General features: G+C 42.5%; 27 protein-coding genes, 1 other RNA gene and 1 other annotated feature. Of the genes, 22 read left to right on the top strand and 6 right to left on the bottom strand.

Features of this window, described 5'->3' with window-relative positions:
- Positions 1–22 precede the first annotated feature (22 nt).
- Entirely contained in the window at positions 23–169 is a 147-nt protein-coding gene (locus tag MKZ03_RS12090) for a hypothetical protein (RefSeq protein ID WP_189313012.1), read from the bottom strand.
- Positions 170–360: 191 nt separating this feature from the next.
- Here MKZ03_RS12090 and MKZ03_RS12085 point away from each other — a divergent pair, with 191 nt between their 5' ends.
- Positions 361–543, top strand: a complete 183-nt coding sequence (locus MKZ03_RS12085) for a hypothetical protein (RefSeq protein WP_003216799.1) — start codon at positions 361–363, stop codon at positions 541–543.
- 32 nt (positions 544–575) lie between these two features.
- On the opposite strand, the gene MKZ03_RS12080 is transcribed toward MKZ03_RS12085, so the two are convergent.
- Positions 576–1220, bottom strand: a complete 645-nt coding sequence (locus tag MKZ03_RS12080; protein WP_034661587.1) for a serine/threonine protein kinase — start codon at positions 1218–1220, stop codon at positions 576–578.
- Positions 1221–1459: 239 nt separating this feature from the next.
- Between MKZ03_RS12080 and MKZ03_RS12075 the strand changes: the two genes are divergently transcribed.
- From MKZ03_RS12075 to yajC, 7 genes are all read left to right on the top strand, one after another.
- On the top strand, positions 1460–1960 hold the full coding sequence (locus MKZ03_RS12075; protein WP_170938406.1) for an intercompartmental signaling factor BofC: 501 nt from the start codon (positions 1460–1462) through the stop codon (positions 1958–1960).
- A gap of 148 nt (positions 1961–2108) precedes the next feature.
- Entirely contained in the window at positions 2109–2714 is a 606-nt protein-coding gene (gene ruvA / locus MKZ03_RS12070; protein WP_034661580.1) for a Holliday junction branch migration protein RuvA, read from the top strand.
- 11 nt (positions 2715–2725) lie between these two features.
- The gene (ruvB, locus tag MKZ03_RS12065) at positions 2726–3730 is read left to right on the top strand and encodes a Holliday junction branch migration DNA helicase RuvB (protein ID WP_060596875.1); all 1005 of its coding nucleotides are present in this window, start codon (positions 2726–2728) and stop codon (positions 3728–3730) included.
- Positions 3723–3923 (top strand): DUF2905 domain-containing protein, encoded by a 201-nt coding sequence (locus MKZ03_RS12060; RefSeq protein WP_034661574.1) that lies wholly within the window; start codon positions 3723–3725, stop codon positions 3921–3923. The genes ruvB and MKZ03_RS12060 overlap by 8 nt, the downstream gene beginning before the upstream one ends.
- Before the next feature lie 34 nt (positions 3924–3957).
- On the top strand, positions 3958–4986 hold the full coding sequence (gene queA, locus MKZ03_RS12055; protein ID WP_034661572.1) for a tRNA preQ1(34) S-adenosylmethionine ribosyltransferase-isomerase QueA: 1029 nt from the start codon (positions 3958–3960) through the stop codon (positions 4984–4986).
- 31 nt (positions 4987–5017) lie between these two features.
- On the top strand, positions 5018–6163 hold the full coding sequence (gene tgt, locus MKZ03_RS12050) for a tRNA guanosine(34) transglycosylase Tgt (RefSeq protein ID WP_034661568.1): 1146 nt from the start codon (positions 5018–5020) through the stop codon (positions 6161–6163).
- A gap of 47 nt (positions 6164–6210) precedes the next feature.
- Complete coding sequence (gene yajC / locus MKZ03_RS12045) at positions 6211–6477, top strand: preprotein translocase subunit YajC (RefSeq protein WP_003216659.1); 267 nt, start codon at positions 6211–6213, stop codon at positions 6475–6477.
- A 49-nt stretch (positions 6478–6526) separates the two neighbouring features.
- On the opposite strand, the gene MKZ03_RS12040 is transcribed toward yajC, so the two are convergent.
- Entirely contained in the window at positions 6527–6904 is a 378-nt protein-coding gene (locus MKZ03_RS12040) for a TIGR04086 family membrane protein (RefSeq protein WP_034661565.1), read from the bottom strand.
- Positions 6905–7069: 165 nt separating this feature from the next.
- Between MKZ03_RS12040 and MKZ03_RS12035 the strand changes: the two genes are divergently transcribed.
- Positions 7070–7732, top strand: coding sequence for a DUF421 domain-containing protein (locus tag MKZ03_RS12035; RefSeq protein WP_034661562.1), 663 nt, complete (start codon positions 7070–7072; stop codon positions 7730–7732).
- 1 nt (position 7733) lies between these two features.
- On the opposite strand, the gene spoVB is transcribed toward MKZ03_RS12035, so the two are convergent.
- A complete protein-coding gene (spoVB, locus tag MKZ03_RS12030) occupies positions 7734–9284 on the bottom strand; it encodes a stage V sporulation protein B (RefSeq protein WP_034661559.1) in 1551 nt (516 codons plus the stop codon).
- 115 nt (positions 9285–9399) lie between these two features.
- Between spoVB and MKZ03_RS12025 the strand changes: the two genes are divergently transcribed.
- From MKZ03_RS12025 to dtd, 8 genes are all read left to right on the top strand, one after another.
- Entirely contained in the window at positions 9400–9696 is a 297-nt protein-coding gene (locus MKZ03_RS12025; RefSeq protein WP_003216788.1) for a post-transcriptional regulator, read from the top strand.
- Between the two features lie 41 nt (positions 9697–9737).
- Positions 9738–11966, top strand: coding sequence for a protein translocase subunit SecDF (gene secDF, locus MKZ03_RS12020; protein ID WP_034661556.1), 2229 nt, complete (start codon positions 9738–9740; stop codon positions 11964–11966).
- Positions 11967–12153: 187 nt separating this feature from the next.
- Complete coding sequence (locus MKZ03_RS12015; protein WP_106039602.1) at positions 12154–12642, top strand: cation:proton antiporter regulatory subunit; 489 nt, start codon at positions 12154–12156, stop codon at positions 12640–12642.
- A 101-nt stretch (positions 12643–12743) separates the two neighbouring features.
- Positions 12744–13097 (top strand): LapA family protein, encoded by a 354-nt coding sequence (locus MKZ03_RS12010; RefSeq protein ID WP_341031905.1) that lies wholly within the window; start codon positions 12744–12746, stop codon positions 13095–13097.
- An 81-nt stretch (positions 13098–13178) separates the two neighbouring features.
- Positions 13179–15503, top strand: a complete 2325-nt coding sequence (gene recJ / locus MKZ03_RS12005) for a single-stranded-DNA-specific exonuclease RecJ (RefSeq protein ID WP_341031903.1) — start codon at positions 13179–13181, stop codon at positions 15501–15503.
- Between the two features lie 23 nt (positions 15504–15526).
- Positions 15527–16039 (top strand): adenine phosphoribosyltransferase, encoded by a 513-nt coding sequence (locus MKZ03_RS12000; RefSeq protein WP_034661543.1) that lies wholly within the window; start codon positions 15527–15529, stop codon positions 16037–16039.
- A gap of 142 nt (positions 16040–16181) precedes the next feature.
- Complete coding sequence (locus MKZ03_RS11995; RefSeq protein ID WP_307499997.1) at positions 16182–18392, top strand: RelA/SpoT family protein; 2211 nt, start codon at positions 16182–16184, stop codon at positions 18390–18392.
- An 18-nt stretch (positions 18393–18410) separates the two neighbouring features.
- On the top strand, positions 18411–18854 hold the full coding sequence (gene dtd / locus MKZ03_RS11990; protein ID WP_060596866.1) for a D-aminoacyl-tRNA deacylase: 444 nt from the start codon (positions 18411–18413) through the stop codon (positions 18852–18854).
- Positions 18855–18951: 97 nt separating this feature from the next.
- Here the strand turns inward: dtd and MKZ03_RS11985 are convergent, their stop codons facing one another.
- On the bottom strand, positions 18952–20508 hold the full coding sequence (locus MKZ03_RS11985; protein WP_370876316.1) for an SH3 domain-containing protein: 1557 nt from the start codon (positions 20506–20508) through the stop codon (positions 18952–18954).
- A 161-nt stretch (positions 20509–20669) separates the two neighbouring features.
- Between MKZ03_RS11985 and MKZ03_RS11980 the strand changes: the two genes are divergently transcribed.
- The 5 genes from MKZ03_RS11980 (at position 20670) to MKZ03_RS11960 (ending at position 25398) form a co-directional block, all read left to right on the top strand.
- Positions 20670–20840, top strand: coding sequence for a YrzK family protein (locus tag MKZ03_RS11980; RefSeq protein WP_003216250.1), 171 nt, complete (start codon positions 20670–20672; stop codon positions 20838–20840).
- A 58-nt stretch (positions 20841–20898) separates the two neighbouring features.
- Positions 20899–21138: a binding site (T-box leader), on the top strand.
- A gap of 73 nt (positions 21139–21211) precedes the next feature.
- Complete coding sequence (hisS, locus tag MKZ03_RS11975) at positions 21212–22486, top strand: histidine--tRNA ligase (protein ID WP_034661532.1); 1275 nt, start codon at positions 21212–21214, stop codon at positions 22484–22486.
- Between the two features lie 18 nt (positions 22487–22504).
- Positions 22505–24283, top strand: coding sequence for an aspartate--tRNA ligase (aspS, locus tag MKZ03_RS11970; RefSeq protein WP_106037007.1), 1779 nt, complete (start codon positions 22505–22507; stop codon positions 24281–24283).
- 77 nt (positions 24284–24360) lie between these two features.
- Positions 24361–24541, top strand: a non-coding RNA gene (gene ssrS / locus MKZ03_RS11965) — 6S RNA.
- A gap of 92 nt (positions 24542–24633) precedes the next feature.
- Positions 24634–25398 carry a tRNA threonylcarbamoyladenosine dehydratase gene (locus MKZ03_RS11960; protein WP_044140034.1) on the top strand — a complete coding sequence of 255 codons (765 nt, stop codon included), beginning with the start codon at positions 24634–24636 and terminating at the stop codon, positions 25396–25398.
- 33 nt (positions 25399–25431) lie between these two features.
- Here MKZ03_RS11960 and MKZ03_RS11955 read toward each other — a convergent pair whose 3' ends face one another.
- Positions 25432–26697 carry a replication-associated recombination protein A gene (locus tag MKZ03_RS11955; RefSeq protein WP_307499995.1) on the bottom strand — a complete coding sequence of 422 codons (1266 nt, stop codon included), beginning with the start codon at positions 26695–26697 and terminating at the stop codon, positions 25432–25434.
- Between the last annotated feature and the right edge of the window lie 39 nt (positions 26698–26736).

Raw genomic sequence — 26736 nt, 5'->3', positions numbered from 1 at the left:
ACGTATGTTGTGCGGGGTTTTATCAGATGGCGGAAAAGGCTTTTCTTAAGAGGTGGAAAAATGCTTTTAATGCAAGTACCATCATGTCCAAACTCGGAATGAGGGCATCTGTTAAATGAAAAAAGACGGTTTGTCTTTCGGGAGATGTTCGTTTCTTTTTCCGTTTCATGAAGAGAGCCTCCTTTTTAAATAATATACTTCTTTGCAAAGCAGAGGGATAGAGATGTTGTTTGAATTTAAACAAAATTTAAACTTCTTGTGTTTGAAAGGAAAGAAGGAGGGGAAACGAGTTGAATAGAGAATGAATGAAAAGAGCCGATCTATTTGGCCAGCTAACAAGAAAGAGTGGAAGGTGATCTTATGATGAAAGTATTTAAGGTAACATTTCATATGAACAATGGGGAAGTGCTTGATTTCGAGCTAAAACGCCCAGCTACCTATGATGTGTATAAGAAAATTGAAGAAGCCAATCATTGGTTTAAGCTGAATAATGAAATCATTAACTTATTAAATGTGAATAGCATCCACGTAGAAACAGATTAAAACAGAAAGCCGCTCTCTCTGAGCGGCTTTCATTATGCAGAAAAATCATTTCGATTATTAAGCTGACCGCGGGACAGCCAGTTCTTTTTATACAAATAAGCAATCACTTCAAGCCATAGACGCGGTGCTTTTTTAGGGAAAAAAGGTTTTTGATAATAAGCGTAAGCGGCTTTTAAATCATTCCATTGATGGCATGCTTTTGTTTGTGTGAAACGGGCTACGTCGATGACCCTGACCTGGCCTTCCTTTGTTAAGATCAGATTCCGCAGATGGATATCAGAAGGATTCAATCCTTTCTCGCGTGCTTCTTCTAGCGCATCATCGACTTGTTCAATCATTTGTTTTTTAATAGGAATCCCCTTTGTGAGGCATTCATAGAATGTGTAGCCTTTAATATATTCCATTAAAATATACTGATCCCCAGATTCATAAATCTCAGGGTAGTAAGACGAACCAGAAAGTTTTTCATAAATGGCGGCTTCTTTGCGGGCAATATGTTGATAAGAAGGGAAAAAGACTTTTAGTGCCATTTTCTTGCCGTCTTTTTTGTATGAAAAGACATAGGCACTTCTTCCTTTGCCGCACAGTTCAAGCTCTGCCGGTTTAAAGGCAAGCTTATGAAGACGTTTATCTTCATGATACTGAATCGATTCGGCTAATCTTTTAACATCTGACATTGACTTCACCTTCTTTGGTTTCAGTTTATGCGGCTGAAAAACGAATGATGAAAAAACCGAGTCATTCGATAAAGCAATGGATTGTATAAAACATACCATTTACGAATGAAGGATACAACGAAAGACTCTTCCCATACATTCATGTCATCGATTTGGTTAATGTTTAGAAAAATGGGTCAAACTACATATGTCATGCATCGATCTCATGTTCTAAAGAGGTGTAAATAGTGAAAGTGAAGATGAAATGTTTCGTTACAGGACTTATCATGACAAGTGTGCTTTTTTTCGCTGTGGATATGGAAGGAAAAGAACACTTGCAAAAGCAGTCAAACTCTATCACCGTGCAGCTTGAAAAAGTCTATCTAGACGGAGATGTGAGTATTGAAAGACACCGGGCATCATTAGAAGACAAAGACACATTCTGGGCACAGTATAAAGGCTGGACGCTAGTAGAACAGAGAGAGGATTTTGCGCTTTTTAGAAAGCAAATTGATGATATCTCTCCATTAAGTAAAGCAAATGGATATATCGGGTTATCAGAGGACGGTGTGATTTCTACGTTTCATGGAAGGCCTGACGGCTGGGCGGAGCCTATTCATCTCTTTTTTCAAATTGATACGTCCCGTTTAGAAAGTCATGTGGAGGAGCAGCTTGAGCAAGGCATTCCTTTTCGAACAAAGGATGAATTTGAGCATGTGCTTGAAGTCATGAAGCCTTACCGAAATGAAATATCGTTTTAAAGCGTGTAACAGCTTGCTGGTGTGAAGGCCGCAAGCTGTTTTTCGTGGTTTCATCGTAAAAATGCATTGAGCGAACGTATGTTAACTTTTATTGCGGTTTTCTTCTCGATTTATGTTACAATGAAGAACAGTCAAAGAGGTGAAAACGGTGATAGAGTTTGTAAAAGGGACCATTGATTATGTGTGCCCGCAATATGTTGTCATTGAAAACGGCGGAGTGGGATATCAAGTCTATACCCCAAACCCGTTTATCTATCAAGTAAACAAACAAGAAACGATTTATACGTATCATTACATAAAGGAAGACGCTTTTTCGTTATATGGATTTCAAACGCGAGAAGAAAAAGCGCTGTTCACAAAACTGTTAAATGTCACGGGGATTGGGCCGAAGGGGGCTCTAGCGATTCTTGCTTCCGGTGATCCTGGCGCTGTCATTTCAGCGATAGAACGTGAAGATGAAGCGTTCCTGATTAAGTTCCCTGGTGTTGGCAAAAAGACAGCTCGCCAAATCATTCTCGATCTAAAAGGAAAGCTAGCCGATGTCGTACCGGAAATGATTGGCAACCTATTTAATCACGAGGACCATATTCAGGTCGAAACGCAGCAAACGGCATTAGACGAAGCGCTTGAAGCCTTACATGTTCTTGGATACGGTGATCGTGAAATTAAAAAGGTTCTTCCATTATTAAAAGAAGAAAAGAATCTCACAACCGATCAATATGTGAAAAAAGCTTTACAAAAAATGTTGAAATAGGGTGATGTCTCATGGATGAACGGCTCGTCTCAACTGAAGCAGACAACCATGAATCAGCCATTGAGCAAAGTCTGCGGCCACAGACACTTAGCCAATATATCGGTCAGCAAAAAGTAAAAGATAACCTCAGTGTGTTTATTGAAGCTGCCCGCATGAGGCAGGAAACACTCGATCACGTCCTTTTATATGGACCGCCTGGACTCGGGAAAACAACGCTTGCGTCGATTATCGCCAATGAAATGAATGTTCAGCTGCGTACAACATCTGGACCAGCGATTGAACGTCCTGGCGATTTGGCGGCAATCTTAACTTCTCTTGAGCCAGGTGATGTGTTGTTTATAGATGAAATTCATCGCTTGCAGCGCTCAATTGAGGAAGTGCTTTATCCGGCAATGGAGGATTTTTGTTTAGATATCGTCATTGGCAAAGGAGATACAGCGCGCTCTGTACGGCTTGATTTACCGCCATTTACACTTGTAGGTGCCACGACCCGTGTAGGGCTTTTAACAGCACCGCTTCGTGACAGGTTTGGGGTACATGCAAGATTGGAATACTATGAGCAAAGAGATTTGGCTCACATTGTGGCAAGAACAGCCGAGCTGTTTGAGATTGGGATCGATCTTCGCTCAGCCGAAGAGATCGCAAGACGTTCCCGGGGGACGCCAAGAGTTGCCAATCGTCTGCTCAGAAGAGTAAGAGATTTTGCGCAGGTGCTTGGGAATCATGCGATTACCGAGGACATTGCGGAAGATGCCCTTGAGCGCCTTCAAGTCGACAGGCTTGGCCTGGATCATATAGATCATAAGCTGCTTTTAAGTATGATCGAAAAATTTAGAGGCGGTCCTGTAGGGCTTGATACAATCTCAGCGACAATTGGAGAAGAATCACATACGATTGAAGATGTGTACGAACCGTATTTACTGCAAATTGGTTTCCTGCAAAGAACACCAAGAGGACGGGTCGTCACAAGAGAAGCGTATGAACATTTTCAAATGGAGGTTCCGATTCGTGACTGAATTCCCTAAAATATTGATGATTTTAGGTGGTGTCCTTTTTGCCGCAGGATTAGTATTTCAATTGGTTGGTAAGCTTCCAGGTGATATTTTTGTAAAAAAAGGAAATGTGACATTCTTTTTTCCTGTGATAACATGCATTGCCATTAGCATTGTGCTAACCATATTACTTAATATCTTTGGACGGATGAAATAACGTTAACTAGTTAACTACAGAATAGGTGAAGGAAATGAAGCTAGAACTATTTGATTTTGATTTACCAGAAAGATTGATTGCACAAGTGCCGCTTGAAAAACGAGATGCATCAAGACTGATGGTCTTAAACAAACAAACGGGTGCGATGACACATGATACATTCTCACAAATCACCGATTATTTTCAAACGGGTGATTGTCTCGTTTTAAACAATACTCGCGTTCTGCCGGCACGTTTGTTTGGAATGAAAGAGGATACAGGTGCAAAAGTTGAACTTCTTCTATTAAAACAAGAGGAGGGAGACAACTGGGAAACACTTGTAAAACCAGCCAAACGGGTGAAAAAAGGAACGGTTATCACATTTGGTGATGGACGGCTTCAAGCGGTATGTACAGAAGAGATGGAACATGGTGGAAGAAAAGTTAAGTTTCAGTATACAGGCATTTTTTATGAAGTACTTGAATCCCTCGGTGAGATGCCGCTGCCTCCTTATATTAAAGAGCAGCTTGACGATCGTGAACGCTATCAAACGGTGTATTCAAAAGAGGTTGGCTCCGCTGCTGCTCCAACTGCTGGTCTTCACTTTACAAACGAGCTGCTGGATGCGCTGAAAGCAAAAGGTGTGCATATAGCTTTCATTACACTGCACGTGGGGCTTGGTACTTTTCGTCCGGTCAGTGCTGAACGTATTGAAGAACACGAAATGCACGCAGAGTTTTACGAAATGAATGAAGAAACAGCTGAAGAGCTCAATCGCGTTCGCAAGGAAGGCGGACGGATTATTTCAGTTGGGACAACGTCAACGAGAACGCTCGAAACCATTGCAAGTGCGCATGACGGCGAATTCAAAGCGTCAAGCGGCTGGACGTCAATCTTTATTTACCCAGGCTATACATTCAAGGCCATTGATGGCATGATCACGAATTTCCATCTGCCAAAATCCTCGTTAATCATGCTTGTCAGCGCATTAGCTGGACGAGAGCATGTACTAAAAGCGTACAATGAGGCTGTAAAAGAGGAATACCGATTCTTCAGCTTTGGCGATGCCATGCTGATTCAATAACATCATACAACAAAGACAGGAGGGCTCATTTTTGTCGCAATTACCGATACGTTATGAGTTCATTAAAACATGCAAACAAACAGGTGCACGACTAGGACGCGTTCATACACCGCACGGCTCCTTTGAAACACCTGTATTTATGCCGGTAGGTACACTGGCTACAGTCAAAACGATGGCACCTGAAGAACTAAAGGCAATGGATGCAGGCATCATCTTAAGCAATACGTACCACCTATGGCTCCGTCCGGGTCATGACATTGTGAAAGAAGCAGGCGGGCTGCACAAATTTATGAACTGGGATCGAGCGATTCTGACCGATTCAGGCGGATTCCAAGTATTCTCTTTGAGTGAATTTAGAAAAATTGAAGAAGAAGGCGTCCACTTCCGTAATCACTTAAACGGAGACAAGCTGTTCCTTTCTCCTGAAAAGGCCATGGACATCCAAAATGCGCTTGGCTCTGATATTATGATGGCATTTGATGAATGTCCGCCATATCCAGCAGAGTACGACTACATGAAACGTTCTGTGGAGCGGACAAGCAGATGGGCAGAGCGCTGTCTAGAAGCGCACCAGCGTCCAGAGGATCAAGGGCTGTTTGGAATTGTCCAAGGCGGAGAATACGAAGAGCTTCGTAAACAAAGTGCAAAAGATCTGGTTTCACTTGATTTCCCAGGCTACGCCATCGGAGGCTTATCTGTTGGTGAACCAAAAGATGTGATGAACCGTGTACTGGAGTTCACAACGCCATTGTTACCGGCAGACAAGCCAAGGTACTTAATGGGTGTCGGCTCACCAGATTCCTTAATTGACGGTGCCATTCGCGGTGTAGATATGTTTGACTGCGTGCTGCCAACGCGAATTGCAAGAAACGGCACCTTGATGACGAGCGAAGGACGTCTTGTTGTGAAAAATGCAAAATATGAGCGTGATTTCAGACCAATCGATGAAAATTGTGACTGCTACACATGTAAAAACTACACACGCGCCTATATTAGACATTTAATCCGAACAAATGAAACGTTCGGAATTCGATTAACAACTTATCATAATCTTCATTTTCTGTTAAAATTAATGGAGCAAGTGAGAGAAGCTATCCGTGAGGATCGTTTAGGTGATTTTAAAGAAGAGTTTTTTGAGCGTTATGGCTTTAACAAACCGAATGCGAAAAACTTTTAACGCATAAACGAAAGGCTTTATAATGCTTTAGAAAGGGGTGAAATAGAATGGATGGTGGTATGGGTTCAATCATTATGATTGTTGTCATGTTTGCTGTGCTTTACTTCTTGTTAATCCGTCCACAGCAAAAGCAACAAAAAGCTGTGCGTCAGATGCAGCAATCTTTATCAAAAGGCGATAAAATCGTCACAATCGGTGGTTTACACGGTGAAATCGACTACATTGATGAATCAAAAGTGGTCATCAAAACTAGCGAGAACAACCGTTTAACTTTCGATCGACGTGCTATTAGAGAATTAGCTGACAAAGGTTAATCCTCCGATACATAGCCATAAAAAAAGAGCGATATGATCCGCTCTTTTTTTATTTGCCTCGAAGATTGACGCCAATCATTCCGCCCAGCATACAAATCCCTAGAAATGCCCCATGATAGATAAACTGCTCTGGTGAAAAGGTTTCTCCAAACCCTAAATATTGAAATAAGAATACAGTGAGGGAAAAGATCATAGAAGTGATCGCGCCAATGAGCCAGCCGCGCTCCTTTGCTTTTCCTCCAGAAATGATCCCTCCTAATAAAAGTGCCACAAAGGACAAAATCATAATCATCCATTTAAACGATGATTCCTGCATACTTGTGAAGGTAAGCATGAGCGATACAAGTAAGCTTGTGACAATCATCACGATAAAAATGGCCATTAAGCCGGATAAAATCCCTTTTCCGATTTGTTTCGTTTCCTGCATGTGATTCGTCTCCTCTCCAATTGACCGAAGCTTGTCTTTTACTAAAATGTATTCACCGTGAAGAAAAAATAGACATGTTTCTCACGATAAAAACAGAGGCTTTCTTTTCTACATAAATAAAGTGTTTTGACACAAGCTATGGTGGAGAAGGAGGGTTTACATCACATGCAGGACATCTTGATTATCTCCATGAGAACAATCATTTTATATTTTCTTGTTTGGTTTATTTTTCGGTTAATGGGCAAGAGAGAAATTGGCGAATTGAGTATTTTAGATCTTGTCATTTTTATGATGATCGCAGAAATTGCAGTTCTCGCCATAGAAGAAGTCGAAGATCACATGTTACATACGGTATGGCCGATCCTGCTGTTAACCTTCATTCAAATCACACTCGCCTACCTCTCATTGAAATTCCAAGGTGTCCGGCGCTTTCTAGACGGCAAACCGACCCTGCTCATCATCAATGGGAAAATCGACGAGGGTGCGATGAGAAAACAGCGATACAATTTTGATGACCTGCTTATTCAATTAAGAGAAAACAACATCGATAGCATTCAGGACGTCTCTTACGCCATTTTAGAGCCATCCGGAAAGCTTGCGGTCGTTGAAAAAGAAAACAAGCACACACACGGAGCGCTTGAGCTGCCACTTATTGCAGATGGTGTTGTACAGCACGATCATCTGAAGCAAATTAATCAAAATGAACAGTGGCTGAAAGATGAGCTTGCCAAAAGGGGCTATCATGAAATTGATCAGATTTCCTACTGCAGCTTTAATCAAAAGACATTTTATATTGATTTGAAAGATGAAGTGATCAAGAAGAGATGAGCTAAAGCAGTTTCCCAATGAATGGGATGCGGCGAAGCTCTTCACGCTTCACTAGCCCTAGACAGATTAATAGAATGACATATAGCATACACGTAACAAAGATCAGCATCACAAGCTCAATAGGGGCAGAAAAGAGCCCGTTTACTTGAGACTTCAGCCAAAGGCTGACAGCCCCGGTGCCGATGATCACAAGAACGCATATCCCGTATTCCTTCATTGGTAAATGAATAGGCAGTACTTTACCGACAGTTGCCGCATGAAGCAGCGTGACAAGGACGATGCCGATTAATATCGCGAGTGCTGCCCCCATAATGCCAAAGCCCGGCTGTGAAGCAAGGACAAAAATCATCCCTGTTTTCACAACAGCACCTATCAGACTATTCGTCATCGCCGCACCAGCTAAATTGAGTGCTTGCAGGACAGCTTGAAGCGGCCCTTGAAAATAATATAATAGAAAAAATGGGGCCATGAATTTCACATAGATAGCCGCATGCGATGAACCATACATAAAGAGCGTTAAATCTTCTGCATAAACGAAAAGAATAATACAGGAAATGCCTCCGCTGAGTAGACAAAGACGCATCGCCTGCTTCAGCCGGTATTCGACCGTTTTGCGTTTGTTCTGCTCCATTCCTTCACTGATCGCCGGGACCAATGCAGTGGATAGAGAGTACGTAATAAAGCTAGGCAGTGTCAAAAGGGTCAGCGCAAGACCAGTCAACTCCCCATACTGCCTTGTCGCTTCTACAGCCGCATATCCAGCAATAGCAAGACTTTGCGCGACAACTATCGGCTCTAAAAACCACGAAATATTCCCGATGAAACGGCTGCCTGTTGTTGGCAGGGCAATACTCATCAGCTGCTTAAACGTGTCCTTACCGTCATGAATCGCCTTAAAAAATCGTTTTCGAATACGAATGGTCTTTTTATAACGAAAGGCAATCAGTAAATATGCAAGTGAAATCATCTCTCCAATGACAGATGAAATCATCGCACCAGCTGCCGCGTATTCAATCCCATAAGGAAGGAAAGCTGTTGTACATACTGCCACTAGAGAAATTCTTGCGACCTGTTCCAGTACTTGAGATATGGCAAGCGGGCTCATTTGCTGTCTGCCTTGAAAATATCCTCTCAGCACACTGGAAATGGCGATGACTGGGACAACGGGAGTAATGGCAAGCAGTGGATAGACCGTTCTAGGATCTGTCAGCATATTTTCTGCCATGATGGGTGCAAACCATAAAAAGAGCGGCGTGAATATCAGGCTGAGTGTCCCTGTTATCGCAAGGGACATGACTAGAATACGTTTAGTTTTCTGTTTGTCACCCCGGGCTTCTGCTTCTGCGACAAGCTTGCTAATAGCGACAGGCAGTCCAAATTGTGTCAGCGTCACAGCGAGAAAAAAGGTAGGGGCAGCCATCATATAAAGCCCGACTCCTTCTTCGCCAATGAACCTTGCAATCACAATCCGATTGACAAAACCCAATATTCTCGTGATAAAACCTGCTAAAATTAAAATAATCGTGCCCTTTAAAAACGTTTGCTTCGTCAAATCAAAGATCACCTGCCTTCTCAAACGACATAGAATCATATACAATAAGATATGCGTGTATATCGTCCAAGCATGACAAGTCTCTCGATAAAAACTGAAAAGGGGGAGCATCCCATTGACACAACATCCGGCTGCAATTTACAAAGACCATTTAAAGCCTTTTCTGTTCAGTAAGCTTGAAGAATTCATCGTTTTGGGCTATAAAGATGTAGATTTAGAGGAATTATGGTCATACTTAGAGAATAAGAAGTGGAAGAAAAAACAAGAGTATCCGATTCATGAAATGGTTGCAGATATTTTATCTGTGAAAATTGGCGAATTTATGAACTATGCAACCGTTCAGTCGTTTAAAACGTCTGCTTTTTTGGACAGTGAAGATGGCAAGAATATGCTAGATGAACTGTTGAAATAAGCCATCTTAATGGATTCAGGTGTTTAAGGAGGAAATACATAATGAAAAAAGGGCGCATTCTTGCGTTTTTCTTAGTGGTTCTGTTAATCGGAACTGGCGTAGGCTTACTAACAAAGCCTGTTGCGAAAGATATGACGCTAGGGCTGGATTTGCAGGGTGGATTTGAAGTCCTGTATGATGTACATCCAGTGAAAAAAGAGGACAAGATTACAAATAGTGTCCTCGTCAGTACAGTGGAGGCTTTAAACCGAAGAGCCAATGTGCTAGGTGTAAGTGAGCCGAACATCTCGATTGAAGGCAACAATCGTATCCGCGTGCAACTTGCGGGGGTAAAAGATCAAAACAGAGCTAGGGAGATTCTTTCCACTGAAGCACAGCTATCCTTCAGAGATACGAATGATAAAGAACTCCTAAACGGGGCTGACTTGGTCGAAAACAGTGCAAAACAAACATTCAGTCAAACGAATGAGCCAATTGTGACGGTTAAACTAAAGGATGCGAAAAAATTTGGTGACGTCACAAGAAAAGTAGCGGCGATGGCGCCGAATAACCAGCTTGTCATTTGGCTTGATTACCACAAAGGAGATTCCTTCAAAAAAGAAGTCTCAAAATCAAACCACAAGTATGTCTCTGCGCCGAATGTGAACCAAGAAATTAACAGCAGTGACGTGCAAATTGAAGGGAAATTTACTGTCCAAGAGGCAAAGGACCTTGCAAGTATTTTAAATGCTGGGGCATTGCCAGTGAAATTAACAGAAAAATATTCAACATCTGTGAGTGCACAGTTTGGTGAACAAGCACTGAACGAAACGGTGTTCGCAGGAATTGTAGGAATCGCATTTATCTTCTTATTCATGCTGCTTTATTACCGATTACCTGGTCTTATTGCTGTCATCACACTTTCAGCTTATATTTACATTACGCTTCAAGTGTTTGACTGGATGGGTGCAGTCATGACTCTGCCTGGAATTGCGGCACTGATTCTAGGGGTAGGGATGGCTGTTGATGCCAACATTATTACTTATGAGCGAATCAAAGAAGAACTCAAGCTCGGCAAATCTGTCCGTTCTGCTTTTAGATCAGGGAACCGCCGATCATTTGCGACCATCTTTGATGCAAACTTAACAAGTATCATTGCCGGCGGCGTGCTGTTCTTCTTCGGGACAAGCTCTGTAAAAGGGTTTGCAACGATGCTCATCCTCTCGATTTTAACAAGCTTTATCACAGCTGTCTTCCTATCAAGATTCCTTCTTGGTCTTCTTGTTGAAAGCCGTTATCTTGACCGGAGAAAAAGCTGGTTTGGTGTTCGTCAAAAAGACATTATGAACATTCACGAAACAACAGAAAATACCGAGCCGAAAACGCCATTTGATAAGTGGGATTTCGTCAGCAAACGTAAAGGATTTATGATTTTCTCAGCTACTATCACCATTGCGGGAATCATCGTTCTTTCCATCTTCAAGCTGAATGCCGGAATTGACTTTACAAGTGGAACTAGAATTGATATCCAAAGTGATCACAAGCTGTCAACTGAACAAATCGAGCAAGACTTTAAAAAACTGGACCTTGAGACAGACAGTGTCGTGTTATCGGGTCAAAAAGAAAATCAGGCAGCAGCGAGATTTGTCGGTGTGCCGAACAAAGAAAAGATTGCTGAAGTGAAAGATTACTTTAAAGATAAATACGGAACGGAGCCGAACGTAAGTACAGTGTCTCCGACTGTTGGAAAAGAACTTGCCCGAAATGCATTATATGCTGTCATCATTGCTTCAATCGGGATCATTTTATATGTATCCATTCGTTTTGAATATAAAATGGCAATTGCAGCGATTATCTCACTACTATATGATGCGTTCTTTATCGTGGCCTTCTTTAGTATTACGCGTTTAGAGGTGGACGTCACCTTCATTGCGGCGATTCTCACAGTCATCGGATATTCGATCAACGACACGATCGTCACCTTTGACAGGGTTCGTGAACAAATGAAGAAACGCAAACCAAAAACCATTGAAGATCTTTCGTACATTGTGAACTTGAGTTTACAGCAAACCTTTACGCGATCTGTCAACACGGTATTAACCGTACTTGTCGTTGTGATCGCACTGCTTATCTTTGGATCAGCATCTATTACAAACTTCTCCATCGCCTTACTTGTCGGTCTGTTAACAGGGGTGTACTCATCTCTATATATCGCAGCGCAAATTTGGCTCATGTGGAAAGGCCGTGAGATGAAAAAACCGGCGAAGATTGATACTGAGCAAGATATTTAATGTAGCGAGACTGCCTAATTGGCAGTCTTTTTCTGTAGTTTCTCCGGATCAGCAGTCGATTCGAAAAAAACATTTCGGGTTTCATTGATCTTGAAATGGTCTTTTGCTATAATGACATACGTTTAGATCAGTATAGAAAGCAAGTGTCCGTTTGAGGCATTTGGCTTTATTCATTGGAGGGGCTGTTATGAAGGTTCGGGAAACTGAACTGCCAGGTATCGGTCACAAAGCCGAAATGATCACAAGAAATAATGAGAAGCTTGCCATCATTACACACGATGACGGCAGAAGAGAAATGTATCATTTTCAAGAGGACGACCATGAAGAATCTATTTCTGGTATTTTGCTAAACGATGAAGAAGCAAGACAAATTGCAGCTATTTTAGGCGGCATGGTATATAAGCCGAAAGCGCTTGAAACTGTAGAGGTAGCCATTGATGAACTGATGATTGAATGGTTTAAGATTGAAAAGAATGCACCAGCTGTTCAGCAGACAATCGGAGACCTCAATGTCCGCCAAAACTATCAAGTAACAGTCATCGCTATCGTGAGAAAATCACATGAGAAGATTTTAAATCCAGGACCTGATACGGTCATTGAAGAAGGGGATACCCTTGTTATTTCTGGAGAAAGACAAGAAATAAAGAACCTCATTAAAGAAAAACTCAGCAGCTAATCATGCCCATGCTGATAGATTTTCTTCCGCTCTTTTCTTTCTGTGTTTAAAAAGGACAAGGAAAAGGGAAGAATAAAAGAAAAAGCTTGGGGGATATGTAGATGAACAAACAACAATGGACCATCATATTCGCATTTATTTTCGTATTAATTGTCTCAGTATTTGCCGTGATCAATGTGCGGCCAGTGCAAGTTGACTACTTATTTGGAACGGCTGAATGGCCGCTGATTCTTGTCATTATTGGTTCTGTGCTAATGGGCGGACTCATTGTGGCTTTTGCAGGGATTTTCCAAATTGTGAAACTAAAACGTGAACTAAGGGCTTTAAAAGATGAGCGTGCAGCCGCACCTGCACCTGCTGCTTCGAATAAAAAGATCGACAAAGACGTTCAAAAGAAACCGAATGTGACGCCTTTAAAAGAACAGCCAGCATCATTTGACCGGAAGGAAAAATAATCTTCCAGCACAATTTCATAAAATAAAAATTGAAACCCCTCAGGCCACTCTAGTATAATAGTGTGGTTGAGGGGTGAATTTATGTTATTATCCAAAATGCGCTGGGAATATGAACATCCAAGCGAAGAAAAAGTGAAATCACTCTCTGAAAATCTGAATATTTCAGCGCTGACTGCATCGCTTCTTGTAAAAAGAGGACTCGAAGAAGTAGAAGAAGCGAGGTCTTTTTTATTTGATCAAAAAGCCGAATTTCATGATCCATTTCTATTAAAAGGAATGAAAGAAGCAGTAGAGCGCATCAACAAAGCGATCGAAGAGCAGGAATCGATTGTGATCTTCGGAGACTATGATGCGGATGGTGTGACAAGTACGTCTGTGCTTTTACATACATTAAAAGAGAGGTCTGCGAAAGTAGACTTTTATATTCCAGATCGATTTAAAGAAGGCTACGGGCCTAATGAACAGGCTTTCCGATATATCAAAGAGCAAGGCGCATCGCTTGTCATCACGGTCGATACAGGCATTGCAGCTGTAAATGAAGCACGTATTGCAAAAGAAATAGGGTTAGACCTGATCATTACAGATCACCATGAACCAAGTGAGGAGCTGCCTGAGGCATTTGCGATTGTCCATCCTAAGCAGCCGGGCTGTGAGTATCCCTTTAAAGAACTTGCCGGTGTAGGCGTAGCGTTTAAAGTGGCGCATGCACTCCTTGGAAAGCTGCCAGCTCAGCTGTTAGATCTTGCGGCAATTGGGACAATAGCGGATCTTGTGCCGCTTCATGATGAGAATAGATGGCTCGCCAAAAAAGGGCTTGTGCAGCTTAGGCAGTCGAATAGACCGGGGCTGAAAGCGTTATTGAAAGAAGCGGGAGCTACTCTTGAAGAAGCAAATGAAGAAACGGTCGGCTTTCAAATTGCGCCAAGGCTGAATGCTGTAGGGCGAATTGAACAGGCAGATCCAGCTGTTCATCTTCTCATGACAGAGGATAAGGATGAAGCAGAAGAGCTCGCTCGTTTTGTACAAGAACTCAATAAAGAACGTCAAAAAATTGTGAGTACAATCACAGAAGAAGCCATTCAAATGGTTGAAGAGACAGGTGATGACCAGTCTGCGATCGTTGTAGCGAAAGCTGGCTGGAATCCGGGTGTTGTCGGAATTGTTGCTTCTAAATTGACGGATAGATTTTCTCGTCCGGCGATTGTGCTTGGAATAGATGAAGAGACGCAAATGGCAAAAGGATCAGCGCGGAGTATTCCTGGCTTCGATCTATTTTCCCATTTAAGCAAATGCCGTGACATTCTGCCGCATTTCGGCGGGCACCCGATGGCTGCGGGTATGACACTTCGAGCGGATGATGTTCCTTTACTAAGAGAAAGATTAAATCAATATGCGAATGAAACGTTGACAGAAGAAGATTTTATTCCGATTCAGCGGGTCGATGCCGTATGCAAGGTAGACGAATTGACGGTTGAAGCGATTGAAGAAGTGGGGAAGCTGTCACCATTTGGCATGCAGAATCCAAAGCCGTTCATCATGATTGAAGATGCGAGGCTTGAAGAGATTCGAACGATTGGGGCAAATCAGAATCATATTAAAATGTCTCTGAAAGACGAAGACAAGCTGCTTGACTGTGTCGGTTTTCATCAAGGTCAATTAAAAGAAGAAATTGTCACAGGTAGCCGCATTTCCGTAATTGGTGAAATGTCCATCAATGAATGGAATAACCGGAAGAAACCTCAGCTTATGTTAAAAGATGCCCGAGTAGATGAATGGCAGCTGTTTGATTTGCGCGGCAAAAAGGATTGGGAAAAGACAATCTCCACGCTTGATCCAGAAAAATATGTGGTGGTCTGTTTTGACGAAGAAACAAAACAGGAAGTCAATATCCCAATTTATCATGTCCATGCAGAAAATGTTTCAACGTTCGATGTAGAGGGCAAGTATATCGTCTTTGCGGATGTTCCTGCAGATGAGCATTTGCTAAGGCAGCTTTTAGAAAACCAAAAGCCAGCTAGAGTTTATACGGTTTTTCAAAGAAAAGAAGATCATTTTATGTCTTCTTTCCCTAGCCGTGATCAATTCAAATGGTTTTATGGATTCTTGTTAAAACGAGGAAGTTTCCCCCTCAAAGAACAAGGAATGGAGCTTGCCAAACATAGAGGCTGGACAAAAGATACAATCATTTTTATGACAAAGGTGTTTTTTGAACTCGATTTTGTTAAAATAGAGAATGGTGTGCTGTCAATAGTACGTGATGCCCCTAAAAAAGATTTAACGGCATCAGCATCCTATACAGCAAAACAACGATTGATGGAACTCGATCAAACACTAACATATTCCTCAGCCAAAGAGCTGAAGGAATGGCTGAATAGCATGATGAGCGAAGTCTCACCTGTGCTTTGACGTACGAGGAGGAAAAGGAAAAGATGGATTTAAAACAATATGTGACAGTTGTACCTGACTACCCAAAGGAAGGTGTACAATTTAAAGATATTACAACGTTAATGGATAAAGGCGAAGTGTACCGTTATGCAACGGATCAAATCGTTGAATACGCGAAGGAAAGAGACATTGATCTCATTGTTGGACCTGAAGCGCGTGGATTCATTATTGGCTGCCCTGTAGCATACGCACTAGGTGTAGGTTTTGCACCAGTTCGTAAAGAAGGAAAGCTTCCTCGTGAAGTCGTTAAAGTCGATTACGGCTTAGAATATGGTAAAGATGTATTAACGATTCATAAAGATGCGATTCGTCCTGGTCAGCGTGTCCTGATTACAGATGACTTACTTGCGACTGGTGGAACAATTGAAGCATCCATCAAGCTTGTAGAGGAATTAGGCGGCGTTGTGGCAGGAATTGCATTCTTGATTGAGTTGACGTATCTGGATGGCAGAAAGAAGCTTGACGGTTACGACATCTTGACGTTAATGCAATACTAATGGAGTTTTACGCAAAAAGCACTCGGTAAGAAGGGTGCTTTTTTCCTATCAAAAATCTTTTAGCGGACTTCTTCTCTTTACATCTATCGAATTTTTCTTGATAATAAACTACAATACAGTTTTCATTTAAAAAGGTGATTCCATGGCGAACGAACAAGTTTTAACGGCGCAGCAGGTCATTGACAAGGCAAGAGAATACCTGTCCGCTGAACATATTCAATTTATAGAGCAAGCATATGAATATGCTGAAAATGCACACAAGGAGCAATACCGGAAATCTGGTGAGCCTTATATTATCCATCCAATTCAAGTGGCGGGGATTCTTGTTGACCTTGAAATGGACCCATCGACCATTGCAGGCGGTTTCCTGCACGATGTTGTCGAGGATACGGATGTGACATTACAGGATTTAAAAGAGCATTTTAACGAAGAAGTTGCGATGCTTGTTGATGGTGTGACAAAGCTCGGGAAGATTAAATATAAATCACAAGAAGAACAGCAGGCCGAAAACCATCGAAAAATGTTTGTGGCAATGGCGCAGGATATACGCGTCATCTTAATTAAACTGGCAGACCGTCTGCACAATATGAGAACGCTCAAACACCTTCCTCAGGAGAAGCAGCGAAGAATTTCAAATGAAACACTTGAAATCTTTGCACCGCTTGCGCACAGATTAGGGATTTCAAAGATTAAGTGGGAGCTTGAAGATACAGCGCTCCGTTATTTAAATCCGCAGCAATATTACCGGATCGTGAATCTCATGAAGCGCAAACGAGCGGAACGTGAGGAATACTTGGACGAGGTTGTTAATGAAGTGAAAGACCGTGTGTCAGAGGTGAACATCAAGGCTGAATTTTCCGGCAGACCAAAGCATATTTATAGTATTTATCGCAAAATGGTCCTGCAAAATAAGCAGTTTAATGAAATTTATGATCTGCTGGCCGTTCGTATTTTGGTTGACAGCATTAAAGACTGCTATGCCGTGCTCGGGATTATCCATACATGCTGGAAGCCGATGCCAGGCAGGTTTAAGGATTATATTGCGATGCCAAAGCCGAACATGTACCAATCCCTTCATACAACAGTGATTGGGCCAAAAGGTGACCCGCTTGAAGTTCAGATCCGTACAGTGGAAATGCACGAAATTGCAGAGTACGGAATTGCAGCGCACTGGGCATACAAAGAAGGAAAAGAGTCAGCAGAATCAACGGAGGAAGCTGTCTTCCAGAAGAAGCTCTCTTGGTTTAGAGAAATCCTTGAATTCCAAAATGAATCGACAGATGCAGAAGAATTTATGGAATCATTAAAGATCGATCTCTTCTCTGATATGGTGTTTGTGTTTACACCAAAAGGAGATGTCATTGAACTGCCGTCGGGTTCCGTTCCGATTGACTTCTCTTACCGGATTCACTCGGAAATTGGGAATAAAACGATTGGTGCTAAAGTCAACGGAAAGATGGTCACGCTCGATCATAAATTGAAAACAGGTGACATTATTGAAATTCTGACATCTAAGCACAGCTATGGACCAAGTCAGGATTGGGTCAAACTTGCCCAAACCTCCCAAGCGAAGCACAAGATCAGACAGTTTTTCAAAAAACAGCGCCGTGAAGAAAATGTCGAAAAAGGCCGAGAACTCGTGGAGAAAGAAATCAAAAACCTTGAGTTTGATGTCAAAGACATTCTGACAGATGAAAACCTGCAAAAAGTGGCTGACAAATTTAATTTTTCAAACGAAGAGGACATGTATGCAGCGGTTGGTTATAACGGAATTACTGCACTTCAAGTCGCCAATCGTTTAACAGAAAAAGAAAGAAAACAAAGAGATCAAGAAGAACAAGAGAAAACTGTTCAAGAAGTGACAGTAGAGTCAAAGACGTATCATGGGAAAAAACGAGAAGCAGGCGTAAGAGTCAAAGGGATAGATAACCTGCTTGTCCGCTTATCTAAGTGCTGTAATCCTGTTCCAGGTGATAGCATTGTTGGTTTTATTACGAAAGGCAGGGGCGTATCTGTTCACCGTGATGACTGTCCGAACGTGAAGACAGGAGAAGCGCAGGAACGGTTAATCCCGGTAGAGTGGGAGCATGAACAGCCTGCTCGAAACCGTAAAGAATACAATGTGGAAATTGAAATATTAGGATATGATAGACGCGGCTTACTCAATGAGGTGCTTCAAGCAGTCAATGAAACCAAAACGAACATCTCTTCAGTTTCTGGGAAGTCTGACCGTAACAAAGTGGCGACGATCCATATGGCGATCTTTATCCAAAACATTAACCATTTGCACAAAGTAGTAGAGCGCATTAAACAAATCAAAGACATTTACTCTGTTCGCCGATTCATGAATTAGAAAGGAAGTATATCGTCTATGAGGCTTGTAGTGCAGCGTGTGACAAGTGCATCTGTGAAGGTAGAAGAAGAGATCACAGGTGCCATCAATGAAGGGTATATGGTGCTCGTTGGTGTCACACATGAAGATACAGAAGAAGATGTGCTTTATTTAGCAGAAAAGCTTGCACATTTACGTATTTTTGAAGATGAAAACGGGAAAATGAATCATTCGTTATTGGATGTAAAAGGAAGCGTCCTGTCTGTGTCTCAATTTACCCTTTATGGTGATACGAGAAAGGGCAGACGACCGAATTTTATGAAAGCAGCCAAGCCAGATGCCGCGAACTCCCTTTACGAATGTTTCAATAAAGCCCTTAGAGAAAAAGGCATTCATGTAGAAACTGGCCGCTTTGGCGCGATGATGGATGTGTCATTGACCAATTCAGGGCCCGTCACCATCTGGATGGATAGCAAAGAATAGATTCGCTTTAGACTGTAGATAAACTCATGCAGGAGTTTGTTTAGAGTCTTTTTCTTTTGCGATCAAACAAAAAAGAGGCGCAGAGGCCTCTTTCTTTTTAACGGAAATATTGTTTTAATCCTTCCGTCATTCCTTCTGTGACTCGTTCTTGGTAAGAAGCGCTATAAATGATCGCTTCCTCCTGAGGATTGCTTAAATAGCCGAGTTCATATAAAAGAGAAGGGCGTTTGTTCTCTCTTAAAACAAAATAATCTCCGAATTTGACACCCTTATCAGGGATTTGAGAGCGTTTAGCGACTTCTGTATGGACATTTGTCGCTAATTGCTGGTCTTTTGCTGCTTGATAATAATACGCTGTACTTCCTCTGACACTTGGGTCCATAAAACTATCATAATGAAGACTAATAAATGCATCTGCATTTCTGTAATGAGATGTCGCGACCCTCGATTGAAGGCTGATAAAAGTATCATCACTTCTTGTTAAATAGACATTTGCACCAGAAGCCCTTAATTTGCCTGCAAGTAAATTGGCGGTTTTGATGGTAATGTTCTTTTCAAATGCACCATCTGCGCCAATCGTGCCGCTGTCTTTTCCGCCATGACCAGGATCAAGAACAATCGTTTTTCCTTTTAAAGACCCAGTTCCAGACGATGAATCCTGCTGTGGTCTTGGTGCTTCGCTGCTATTTTTATTCGTTTGAACGACCCAGCTTGCCACATAACCAGTTCCGCCGTTTGATAGTGTCACCTCGTACCAGTCACCTTGCGTGCGAACAATTTGATAGGCAGCGCCTTTTGTGGCTCTTTCTGCAATCCCAGCAGAGGTAGAAGCGCTTTTTCGGATGTTGGTGCCATCGTAGACAATGTACGCTTTCTTTTGGGAAGACGAAGAAGATGAATTCTGTTCACCCGCCGAACTCGCTCCATTGCTTGTGACGATGTAATAGCTTGCAGCCCATCCTTTTACGCCTTTTGCCTCAATTTCATACCAGCCGTTCTGCTCGCGCAAAATGGTGATCTGTGTGTTGCGGGCAAGTGAAGCGACGACTTGTGCATTCGGTGCCGCCGATTGCCTTACATTCAAGCTCGATACGCCAACTGTGCCTGTCTGTTTAGAGCTAGAGGACTCGCCAGAGCTTGATTGAGAAGCTTTTTTGCCGCCTGAAACATAATCAGAGTGAACCCAGCCTACTGCTTGTTTATACGAAATTTTTGTCCATTCGCCGCTTGTTTTCAGCTTTTTAGCGGAAGCGCCTTGCGGGAAAGTTCCGATGACTTGATAGGAAGTTCCAGGGCCTGTCCGTATGCGAAGATCCGAGGCTGTCGATGTAATGGAACTGCTGCCTGATGCGCTCTGATTTTGCGCCTTTGGCTTAGCAGACTTTTTGCTGCCAGATGATGTGGTAATCAGCCATGAGACGACCCAGCCTTTTTGACCGTTCGACAATTGGATCTGCACCCATTCTCCTTGTTTAGTGAGAATGGGATAGCTTTCTCCGCGCTTCACAACAGCTGCGATTCCATAGCTTAAACCAGGGCCCGTTCTCACATTGATTTCATCTGTTGCGACCACAGCTTGATCTGTTTGTGCTGTAGCATGTGTCATAGGCAAAGTACTTGCGATGAGAACAAAACAGGTAAGAAGCATCAACATTTGATTGTGTTTTTTTAGATTCAAAACGGTGTTTTCCCCTCCCTTGTAAAACCGATGAATGTAAATTCGTTATGTAATGGACTAATTCCTTGCAGTTTCCCTAATAAAAATGAATCAATCTGTTTATACTAAATAAAAACGTGATAAAAGGATGTACAAACATGAGATTAAGCAGAAAATTAGGACGAGTGCAATATAATGGACACCGTGATATCGACCGCTGGCAGCACGACGAAATGGATCAACCAGGCTTCCTTGAAGAAACCGCATCTGAATACGGATGTACGTCAAAAGAAGAGCTGGAAAAGAAAAAGAGGCACGGCAAGGGTTGACAGAGTGGCAGCACCGACCTTATTATAATATAAATCAACACACTTGAAAATTTAAAATGTGGAACTGATGATAGAGAATAGTAGGGTAAATTGCGTGAGCAGAGAGGAATCGCCTTAGGCTGAAAGCGAATCCGCATGGCATTTATCACGAAAGAACACTCTGTAGGTTTCCTGCTGAACGCTCTAAAAATGAGTCAATAGGCGGAGAACGTGAATCTGCGTTAAGGATTTGAGCGGGAACATGGCTGGATCATGTTCCAACTAGGGTGGCACCACGGGTATAACTCTCGTCCCTACTATACACATAGTAGAGGCGGGGGTTTTTTATATGTCCACATAAAAAATGAATGATGGTCGTAGGAGGACGAAAAATGAGTTTTAATATTCCAAGAGGCACACAGGATATTTTACCTGGAGAGTCAGAACGCTGGCAGTATGTTGAACAAATTGCAAGAGATACATGTGCAGCCTTTCAATACAAAGAAATCCGTACACCGATTTTTGAGCATACAGAGCTGTTTGCACGGGGAGTAGGCGAATCAACCGATATCGTTCAAAAAGAGATGTATACATTTGAAGATAAAAAGGGACGCAGCATCACCCTTCGTCCAGAGGGAACGGCTTCAACTGTACGTTCTTATGTTGAAAATAAATTATTTGCACAGCCCGCGCAGCCAACAAAGCTGTATTACATTGGACCGATGTTCCGCTATGAACGTCCGCAAACAGGGAGATATCGTCAATTTTATCAATTTGGGATTGAAGCGATCGGTTCAAAGGATCCTGCCATTGATGCAGAAGTCATTTCACTTGCGATGAGTGTTTATGAGAAAGCAGGCCTTTCTAACTTAAAGCTCGTCATTAACAGCCTTGGTGACAAAGAGAGCCGTGCAGACTACCGCAAAGCACTTGTCGAGCACTTTGAGCCAAGAATTGATGAATTCTGTCATGACTGTCAAACCCGTTTACATCAAAATCCGCTGCGAATTCTTGATTGTAAAAAGGATCGTGACCACGAATTGATGGCAACGGCTCCATCCATTCAAGATTACTTAAATGAAGAATCACGGACTTATTTTGAAAAGGTCAAACAATACTTAACAGATATAGGCATTGAATATGTCGTCGATCCGAACTTAGTGCGCGGTCTTGATTACTACAATCACACGGCATTTGAGATCATGAGTAATGCTGAAGGCTTTGGCGCGATTACCACATTAGCCGGCGGAGGCCGTTATGATGGACTTGTTGAAGGAATTGGCGGTCCTGAATCACCAGGAATCGGTTTTGCTATGAGTATTGAGCGTTTCCTAGCAGCAATCGATGCTGAAGGGATTGATCTTCCACTGCAAGATGGCATTGATCTATACATTGCTGCACTCGGTGATGAAGCGAAGGATTACTCTGTTTCATTATTAAATCGTCTGAGAAAAGAAGGCATTTCAAGTGAAATGGACTATACAGGGAAGAAATTAAAAGGGCAATTTAAAGCGGCTGATCGATTAAAAGCCAAGTTTATTGCAGTCCTTGGTGAAGATGAGCTGGCGCAGCGCATTGTGAATGTAAAAGATACGACAACGGGTGAACAAATTGAAGTGAAGCTTGATGAGCTGATTCAAATGATGAAGGCCCACAAGAAGGCGTAAAGAAGGAGTGGAATGTTTGTGTTTGGTAGAACTTTTTATTGTGGAGAAGTAACAGAAGACCAAATCGGTCAAACCGTTGTATTAAAAGGATGGGTTCAAAAAAGACGTGACCTTGGCGGATTAATCTTTATTGATCTGCGCGACCGTACAGGGATTGTACAAGCTGTCTTCAATCCAGACCTATCAAAAGAGGCGCTTGAGACAGCAGAATCGATTCGTAATGAATATGTCCTTGATATTAAAGGAACGGTTGTCGCAAGAGAAGACGCAACGATCAACCCAAATTTAAAAACAGGGAAAATTGAAATTCAAGTCGAAACGGTCAGCGTGTTAAATGAAGCGAAGACCCCTCCTTTTGTGATTTCAGATCAAGCAGACGAGGTATCAGAAGATGTGCGCTTAAAATACCGTTACTTAGACCTTCGCCGTCCTGCTATGTTTGAAACGATGAAAATGCGACATGAAGTCACAAAAGCATTCCGCCATTTCTTAGATGACAACGGCTTTCTAGATATTGAAACACCGATTTTAACAAAAAGTACGCCAGAGGGAGCACGTGACTATCTTGTTCCAAGCCGTGTACATGAGGGAGAATTCTATGCCTTGCCTCAGTCTCCGCAATTATTTAAACAATTGCTGATGGTCTCAGGGATGGATCGTTACTATCAAATTGCCCGCTGCTTTAGAGATGAAGACTTGCGTGCGGACCGTCAGCCGGAATTCACACAAGTCGATATTGAAATGTCCTTTATGAGTCAAGAGGACATTATGACGCTTGCCGAAGAGATGATGGCAAAGGTGATGAAAGATGTCAAAGGCGTAGACCTGACATTGCCATTACCCCGTATGACATATGATGAAGCGATGAATTCTTATGGATCTGATAAGCCAGATACACGTTTTGAGATGAAGCTTGTCAACATTTCAGATACGGTAAAAGATTCCGATTTCAAAGTCTTTAGCGGAGCTGTGAAAAATGGTGGAGCTGTGAAAGCCATCAATGTAAAAGGTGCTGCAGCGAACTACTCAAGAAAAGACATTGATGCCCTTGGTGCATTTGCAGCGAACTACGGTGCAAAAGGTCTAGCTTGGCTAAAAGCAGAAGGGGCAGAATTAAAAGGACCGATTGCTAAATTCTTTGATGAAGCAAAGCAGGCAGAATTAAAGGAGCAGCTGCAAGTCGAAGAAGGTGACCTGTTACTTTTTGTTGCAGATAAGACGTCTGTTGTCCATGATGCACTTGGTGCCCTTCGCCTAAAACTCGGCAAAGAGCTTGAACTCATTGATGAGTCTCTATTCAACTTCTTATGGGTTGTTGATTGGCCGCTGCTTGAAAAAGATGAAGAAGAAGGCCGCTTCTATGCTGCCCATCATCCTTTCACAATGCCAGTACGCGACGATCTTGAATTAATTGAGACAAGCCCAGAAGACATGAAGGCACAGGCTTACGATCTTGTACTGAATGGCTATGAGCTTGGCGGAGGTTCGATTCGTATTTTCGAAAAGGATATTCAAGAAAAAATGTTTAGCTTACTTGGGTTTTCAAAAGAAGAGGCATATGAACAATTCGGCTTCCTTCTAGATGCTTTTGAGCATGGAGTTCCTCCGCATGGCGGAATCGCGCTTGGTCTTGACCGCTTAGTGATGCTGCTTGCCGGCCGCTCTAACCTAAGAGATACCATTGCGTTCCCGAAAACGGCAAGTGCGAGCTGTGTGCTTACAGATGCTCCTGGCACTGTAAGCGAAGCGCAGCTTGATGAGCTAAGTTTAGCCATTAAAACAAAAGTAAAACAGTAAAATAGACGCATGGTTATGGGCATGTAAACGCTTGAAAAAGCGGCATGCCTATGATATGCTTTCTTCAATCAATAAATAAAGTCCTGATACGTACGGTGGTTACCTAGTTTTGACCGAACATTTTTTTATACGGGAGCTTGCCTTTCCTTTCTGCATAAATGCCTCTTTAGAGGACTTATAAAGTCAGGAAGAAAGCACCCACCTGCATGGTGCGGGGTTCAAAACGAAGGAAAAGCTGGCGGCGTTGTCGGGACTTTTTTGTGTTTTTTTCTTTTTCAGAAGGATGACGAAGAAGTTTGAATATGATATGATTCTTTCGATTCATTTTAAATAAAGGTGGAGTGAGGCACTTGTTACATCAGTTTTCAAGAAACGAGCTTGCTATAGGCAAGGAAGGCTTAGATATATTAAAAAACAGTACAGTTGCAGTGCTTGGTGTGGGCGGCGTTGGCTCATTTGCAGTTGAGGCACTCGCTCGTTCAGGCGTTGGCCGTATTGTTCTTGTTGATAAAGATGATATTGATATTACAAATGTGAACCGTCAGCTTCCAGCGTTGCTTTCAACAGTTGGTCAGCCAAAGGTTGACTTAATGCAGGCGAGAATCGCTGATATTAATCCGGAATGTGAAGTAGTTGCACTAAAGATGTTTTATACAGAGGAAACATATGAGCAATTTTTTGAGTATCCGCTTGATTATGTCATCGATGCGTCAGATACGATTCACTATAAAATTCATTTAATGAAAGAGTGCCTGAAACGCAATGTGAACATCATTTCGAGTATGGGTGCTGCAAACAAAACAGATCCGACCCGCTTCAAAATTGATGATATTTCAAAAACACATACCGACCCAATTGCAAAAGTCGTGAGAACGCGTCTGCGCAAAGAAGGGATTCGTAAAGGAATTGAAGTCATTTTCTCTGATGAAAGTCCGATTGTGATTCGCGAAGATGTCAGAAAAGAAGTTGGAAATGATGAAGCGAAGATTCGAAAGGCACAAATGCCGCCATCATCCAATGCGTTCGTCCCGTCTGTTGCAGGGCTGATCATGGGTGGTCATGTCATTATGCAGCTCTTAAAAGATATTCCAATTACACGTGTGAAGGATAAATAAACAGCCCACCTGCTAACATGCAGGGGGCTTTTTTTATTTTTGGCGTTTTAAATTCTCATATACCTGTTTCAGTGCGCCTTCAAATTTGCCTGTTTGCTTCGGTTCATAGTATTGCTTGTTTTTCAGCGGATCAGGTAAGTATTGCTGCTTCACCCAGCCGTTTTCATAATCGTGTGGGTATAAGTAATCGACACCTCTGCCGAGTGCTGTAGCTCCTTTGTAGTGAGCATCCTTTAAATGAACAGGGATTTCACCAATTTTCCCTGATCGAATGTCACTGAGCGCCGCATCAACCGCCTTATATGCTGAGTTGGACTTAGGAGAAAGACACAGTTCAATGACTGCGTTAGCCAGCGGAATGCGTGCTTCCGGGAAGCCGACTCTTTCTGCTGTTTGAACAGCGCTTAACACACGAGGACCGGCCTGCGGACTAGCTAAACCAATATCCTCGTAAGCCATCACGAGTAATCTCCTTGAAATGCTTTCAAGGTCTCCTGCTTCAATCAGTCTGGCAAGGTAATGCAGCGCCGCATCTGCGTCAGATCCTCTAATGGATTTTTGAAAAGCCGAGAGGACATCATAATGAGCATCACCATTCTTATCATGTGAGAAGCTCTTTTTTTGTAAACATTCTTCTGCTGCGGCAAGAGTGATCATAATATGCCCAGCCTCATCTGCTTTTGTCGATAAGACAGCTAATTCTAACGCATTTAAAGCAGAGCGTACGTCTCCACCGCATCCATTGGCAAAATGATTCATCGCTTCATCGTCCACTGTCACCTCATAACCGCCAAGCCCGCGATGTTCATCCTGTAACGCTCTTGTTAACGCAGCTTTGATTTGCTCTGTTTCAAGCGGTTTTAGCTCAAATATTTGTGTCCGGCTTCGGATGGCAGGGTTGATCGCATGATAGGGGTTAGCCGTCGTTGCGCCAATTAAAATGATCATGCCATTTTCTAAATAAGGAAGAAGGAAATCCTGCTTTCCTTTATCAAGCCTGTGAACCTCGTCTAAAATAAGGATGACCTGGCCGCTCATTTTCGCTTCAGCGGCGACAGCTTCCATATCCTTTTTGTTATGAATGACTGCATTCAATGTCCGAAACGCAATGCTTGTGCTTCCAGCGATCGCGGTCGCAATCGATGTTTTGCCGATGCCCGGCGGTCCGTATAAAATCATCGAGGATAAATGTTTTGCCTCGACCATTCGTCTAATAATTTGACCTTCTCCAACGAGATGCTCCTGCCCAATGATGTCTTCAATATGACTTGGGCGCATCCGGTACGCTAAAGGTTTCATGATTATCTCTCCTAAAGCAATGTCTTGTTTGTATAGAGT

Source organism: Bacillus sp. FSL R5-0431 (genome assembly GCF_038002985.1).
Classification (GTDB): Bacteria; Bacillota; Bacilli; order Bacillales; family Bacillaceae; genus Bacillus.
The sequence above is the reverse complement of the archived record's forward strand: the minus strand, read 5'-3'. Positions and strand labels throughout refer to the sequence as shown.

Coding starts and splice junctions, on each gene's coding strand:
- MKZ03_RS12090 (WP_189313012.1), bottom strand. CDS start 169: ATGAAACGGAAAAAGAAACGAACATCTCCCGAAAGACAAACCGTCTTT.
- hisS (WP_034661532.1), top strand. CDS start 21,212: ATGAGTTTTAATATTCCAAGAGGCACACAGGATATTTTACCTGGAGAG.
- MKZ03_RS12080 (WP_034661587.1), bottom strand. CDS start 1,220: ATGTCAGATGTTAAAAGATTAGCCGAATCGATTCAGTATCATGAAGAT.
- MKZ03_RS12000 (WP_034661543.1), top strand. CDS start 15,527: ATGGATTTAAAACAATATGTGACAGTTGTACCTGACTACCCAAAGGAA.
- MKZ03_RS12010 (WP_341031905.1), top strand. CDS start 12,744: ATGAACAAACAACAATGGACCATCATATTCGCATTTATTTTCGTATTA.
- MKZ03_RS12075 (WP_170938406.1), top strand. CDS start 1,460: ATGAAATGTTTCGTTACAGGACTTATCATGACAAGTGTGCTTTTTTTC.
- MKZ03_RS12015 (WP_106039602.1), top strand. CDS start 12,154: ATGAAGGTTCGGGAAACTGAACTGCCAGGTATCGGTCACAAAGCCGAA.
- yajC (WP_003216659.1), top strand. CDS start 6,211: ATGGATGGTGGTATGGGTTCAATCATTATGATTGTTGTCATGTTTGCT.
- MKZ03_RS12040 (WP_034661565.1), bottom strand. CDS start 6,904: ATGCAGGAAACGAAACAAATCGGAAAAGGGATTTTATCCGGCTTAATG.
- queA (WP_034661572.1), top strand. CDS start 3,958: ATGAAGCTAGAACTATTTGATTTTGATTTACCAGAAAGATTGATTGCA.
- dtd (WP_060596866.1), top strand. CDS start 18,411: ATGAGGCTTGTAGTGCAGCGTGTGACAAGTGCATCTGTGAAGGTAGAA.
- MKZ03_RS11985 (WP_370876316.1), bottom strand. CDS start 20,508: ATGTTGATGCTTCTTACCTGTTTTGTTCTCATCGCAAGTACTTTGCCT.
- MKZ03_RS11955 (WP_307499995.1), bottom strand. CDS start 26,697: ATGAAACCTTTAGCGTACCGGATGCGCCCAAGTCATATTGAAGACATC.
- ruvB (WP_060596875.1), top strand. CDS start 2,726: ATGGATGAACGGCTCGTCTCAACTGAAGCAGACAACCATGAATCAGCC.
- MKZ03_RS12085 (WP_003216799.1), top strand. CDS start 361: ATGATGAAAGTATTTAAGGTAACATTTCATATGAACAATGGGGAAGTG.
- MKZ03_RS11980 (WP_003216250.1), top strand. CDS start 20,670: ATGAGATTAAGCAGAAAATTAGGACGAGTGCAATATAATGGACACCGT.
- MKZ03_RS11995 (WP_307499997.1), top strand. CDS start 16,182: ATGGCGAACGAACAAGTTTTAACGGCGCAGCAGGTCATTGACAAGGCA.
- secDF (WP_034661556.1), top strand. CDS start 9,738: ATGAAAAAAGGGCGCATTCTTGCGTTTTTCTTAGTGGTTCTGTTAATC.
- MKZ03_RS12035 (WP_034661562.1), top strand. CDS start 7,070: ATGCAGGACATCTTGATTATCTCCATGAGAACAATCATTTTATATTTT.
- recJ (WP_341031903.1), top strand. CDS start 13,179: ATGTTATTATCCAAAATGCGCTGGGAATATGAACATCCAAGCGAAGAA.